The sequence below is a fragment of the Corynebacterium gottingense genome (assembly GCF_003693265.1).
GTDB lineage: Bacteria > Actinomycetota > Actinomycetes > Mycobacteriales > Mycobacteriaceae > Corynebacterium > Corynebacterium gottingense.
The window spans coordinates 1-1538 of sequence record NZ_RDRE01000120.1 but is presented as its reverse complement, the minus strand read 5'-3'; the positions used below and the strand labels follow the sequence as shown (position 1 = coordinate 1538).

1 protein-coding gene is annotated in these 1538 nt (G+C 66.5%); it reads left to right on the top strand.

Annotated elements, in window-relative coordinates:
• Positions 1-1511: (Fe-S)-binding protein (locus EAW56_RS12100; RefSeq protein WP_122086810.1), on the top strand; the 1511-nt coding region annotated here is incomplete at its 5' end.
• Between the last annotated feature and the right edge of the window lie 27 nt (positions 1512-1538).

Here is a 1538-nt window from a genome sequence, read left to right as displayed (position 1 = left end):
ACGGCAACATCCACTTCCTCATTACGGACCGCTTTGAGGGGGAAGAGAACCTCACCCGCTACAACGGGTTCAACGATGATTTGGCCCGTTTGATCATCGGCCGCCACGGCAACCTCAAAGCGGAGCACGGCACGGGGCGTGTGATGGCGCCGTTTGTGCGCCAGCAGTTCGGCGACGAGCTGTACGAGGTGATGGTTGCGCTCAAGCGCGCGGTGGATCCGCGCGGCACGATGAACCCGGGCGTGATTATCTCCGAGGATCCGGAGGAGCACCTGCACAATATGAAGCTCAACCCCACCGTGGAAGAAGCAGTGGATCGCTGTGTGGAGTGCGGGTTCTGCGAGCCAGTCTGCCCGTCGCGGGATGTGACCATGACGCCGCGCCAGCGCATCGTGGTGCGCAGGGCGAGGGCCAAGGCGCTTGCCGACGGCGACCTGGACACCGTCCGCGAACTGGATCAGGCTTACGCGTACGAGGGTGAGCAAACGTGTGCTGCGGACTCGATGTGCGTGACCGCGTGCCCGGTGGGCATTGATACTGGCAAGTTTGTGAAGTCCCTGCGCGAACAGCGCAACGGAAAGGTCGCGCAGGCGGGGTGGAAGGCTGCAGCGAAGCAGTGGGACACCGTCACGGTGACCGCATCGAAGGCGCTGACCGGCGCGTACTTCCTGCCCGCGGGGTTGGTGCAAAAGGTCACGGATGTGGCCCGCGGTCTGACGAGTACTGAGCTCGTGCCGGGGTACCAGAAGCAGCTGGGGCGGGGAGGTGGGCGTCGACACGCATTGGGCCCCGTGGTTGGCGACGTCTACGCCAAGCCAACTGCCGTGTTCTTCCCGGCGTGCGTGAACGCAATGTTCGGGCCGGAACGGGAGGGGATCGGCGCGACTGCCGCGTTTGTGCGCCTGGCGGAGCGGGCGGGGATGTCGCTGCTCGTGCCAGAACATGTGGACGCGCTGTGTTGCGGGACCCCGTGGGCGTCGAAAGGCATGTCCCAGGGACCCGCGGTCATGGGCGAGCGGGTACGCGAATCCCTGCTGCACACCACCGATGGCGGACGCCTGCCGGTTGTGGTGGACGCGTCATCGTGCGCGCACGGCGTGGCGGAACTCGCCGCCGAGGCTGGCATCGAGGTGCTCGACGCCGTGACCTTTATCGCCCGCGAGGCGCTGGACTCGCTCGAGGTGCGCTCGACACTTGACTCGGTGACTCTGCACCCGACGTGCTCGACTGCGCACATGGGCACTATTGATGATCTGCGCGCCGTTGCAGAGGCCGCAGCCGAGGACGTGCACATCCCGGTGGACTGGGGGTGCTGCGGGTACGCAGGCGATCGCGGGATGCTGCACCCGGAACTGACGGCGTCGGCGACGAAAGCGGAGGCGACAACGGTGGCGGAGCTGGACTCGCGGTACCACGCGTCGTCGAATCGCACGTGCGAGCTCGGCATGACGCAGGCCACGGGCGAGCCGTACGTGCACGTGCTGGAACTGCTGGAGCGAGCCACGCGCTAGCCTGCGCAGGCTATCAGCGCGGGCTGG